Annotated in this window: 2 protein-coding genes; one reads left to right on the top strand and one right to left on the bottom strand. The window is 64.0% G+C overall.

Annotation, left to right across the window (positions count from 1 at the left end; genetic code table 11):
* Positions 1-2,210, top strand: a 2,210-nt coding sequence (locus V6M61_RS13275; RefSeq protein WP_332777052.1) for a glycosyltransferase, incomplete at its 5' end; no start/stop codon positions are given.
* 43 nt (positions 2,211-2,253) lie between these two features.
* Here V6M61_RS13275 and V6M61_RS13270 read toward each other — a convergent pair.
* Positions 2,254-2,625: thiol-disulfide oxidoreductase DCC family protein (locus V6M61_RS13270; RefSeq protein WP_332777051.1), on the bottom strand; the 372-nt coding region annotated here is incomplete at its 5' end.

Below are 2,625 nucleotides of genomic sequence, written 5' to 3'. Positions count from 1 at the left end.
GAGTGCGCCGTCCGTTCAAGGCTCTTTTCTATTGCAATGTCCTGATTGTCTGCCTGCTGCTGGGCTACAAGGCCTACCTGAACTTCGTGCTGTCGGACTTCGAGGCGGAGCACACCACGCAGATCGAGACGATTCAGGCAAAGCTGGAGCGCCGGGAAAGCTTCAACTTCGCGGTGGTGGGCAACATCAATAACTCCGTCGGCATCTTCGAGCGCCGCATCATTCCCCTGCTGAACGCCTCCGGCGTCGACTTCATGATCTCCGCCGGTAATGCGGTCAGTGGCGGCGGCGAGGACAAGTACCGGGCGCTGCACGGCAGCTTGAGCCACCTGCAGATGCCCTACCTGCTGACCTTTGGCGCCCATGAGTACGAGGAGTTCGGCAGCTATCGCTTCTACGAACACTTCGGCCCGCACTTTTTCAGCTTCCATGCCGGCAACAGCCGCTTCGTCTTTCTCGACGGCACCGGCAAAACCCCCTGGCGCTGGCAGATTCTCTGGCTGAAGGACCTGCTGCGTCGGGGCGAGGCGCGACACACCTTTCTGTTTACCGGCAAGCCGCTGCTACAAGATGAACCGAGTGCCCGGTTTGCCGAGGAGCAGGATTACCTGCAGCCGCTGGCGTTTCGCGAAGCGTTGCTGGGGCTGATCGATGAATACGCCATCGATGCGGTATTCGCCGCCAACGTGCCGCTGTTTGCCGAGCAGCAGCGCGGCCGTACCCGCTTTATCACCAGTGGGGGGGCGGGCGGCCTGGTGCTGAATGACGCCGCCAGCTTCCACCACTACGTGGAGGTGTCCGTGTCGGCGCAGGGCATCGGCACGCAATTGCAGCGCCTCGAGGCGGGGCAGCATCCACTCTTCAAACGGCTCGAGAGCCTCTGGTTCTTCATCTACTCGCTGTTCTACGTGGGCTACCTGAACTTCATCCTGCTGGTTAGCGGCCTCGCCATCGCCGCCATCAAGCTGTATGCGCTGGCCTTCGCCGAGCGCGACTATTACCCGAACTTCGATCTGGACCCCTCGCCCTGGACGGAAAGGCCCCTGCGGGTGGCCATGTTCACCAACAACTACCTGCCGTTCATCGGTGGCGTGCCGATCTCGATCGAACGGCTGCGGCGCGGGCTGGAGGCCATGGGGAACGCGGTGCTGATCGTCGCGCCAGGCTACCGGGAGCAAGCGCGCGAAGCGGGGCGCGTGGTCAGGGTGCCGTCCATCCTGGCGATGGGCGAGAACCGGGAATTCCGCTTGGCGAATATTTTTCTGCGCCGTATCGGTACGGCGGTCAGGGACTTCCGCCCCGACCTGATTCACCTGCACCATCCGTTCTGGCTGGGCTCTCTGGGGCTGTTTCTGGCGCACCGGCTGCGGGTGCCGGCGGTTTTTACCTATCACACCCGGCTGGAACACTATGCCCACTTCGTGCCGCTGCCCGGGACGCTGTTTCGCAACTTGATCTCCCATGCCCTGATCAAGCGCTTTGCCAACAAATGCGATGCGGTGATCGTGCCCACTTACTCCGCCGAGGAATATCTGCGGATGATCGGGGTAAAAACACCGGTCTTCGTGCAGCCCACCGGCATCGAATACCAGCGCTTCCAGGCGGTGACGGCGGAGCAGGTGGCCACTCTCAGGACGGCGCTGGGCATTGGCGAGGAGAAAGTCCTGATCAGCGTTTCCCGCCTGTCGAATGAAAAGAACATCGATTTCCTGATCGACGCGATCGCCAGCCTGCGGCAGCGGACCGAGCGTCCCTTCCGCTTCCTGATGATCGGCGACGGCCACCAGCGCGAGCGCCTGCAGAAGCGCATCGACGAGCTGAACCTGGGCGCGCATTTCCGGCTGCTCGGCAGCGTGCCGCCCGAGGAGATGGCGGTTTACTACCGGCTCGGCGATCTGTTCCTCTTCGCCTCCAAATCGGAGACCCAGGGCATGGTGATCCTGGAAGCCATGGCGGCGGGGTTGCCGGTGGTGGCGGTGCGCTCGAGCGGTATCGATGATGTGGTCAGGCAGGGCTATAACGGCTTCAAGACACCGGAAAAGCTTGCCCTGTGGTGTGACCGCGTGGCCCTGCTGCTCGAGGACGACGAGCTGCGCGGCGAGATGTCCAGCCACGCCCTGATCGTGGCCAGGGAACATTCCATCGAGCAGTTCGCCGAGGGCATCAAGGAAATCTACGCTACGGTGATCGCCGCTTCCCGTGCCCCGTAGCTGGCGCGTGCCGCTCGGCACTGGCCGGCGGCCGGGGGGAGTGCTACAGCCGTCCTGCATGGCGCAGGTGGCGCAGGACCCAGTGGCGGTAGCACCAGGCGAGCAGCGGTTTGAGGCCGGGCCGGCCGATTAGCCAAGCCAGCGCGCGCAGGCGCGGGGTGCGCGACATCAGCAGGATATAGGCGTCCAGTTCGCGGTGGATGCGCCCCTGGTCGTCCTGCACGTGCAGTGCGGTGAGGGCCTGGTAGGGATCGATGCCGGCGGCGCGCAGCTGCTCTTCCTGGCCGGTGATATCGACCCACTGCACGCTGTCGTCCTGGTGCGCGCGCAGTCTTTCGTAGCGCTGGCGGTCGGCCACGCAGCGCGGGCAGGCGCCGTCGTAATAGACCTTGAGCTTGGCCATGGGGCTGGCCCG

This window comes from Polaromonas sp., assembly GCF_036676035.1.
GTDB lineage: Bacteria > Pseudomonadota > Gammaproteobacteria > Burkholderiales > Burkholderiaceae_C > Polaromonas.
The sequence above is the reverse complement of the archived record's forward strand: the minus strand, read 5'-3'. Positions and strand labels throughout refer to the sequence as shown.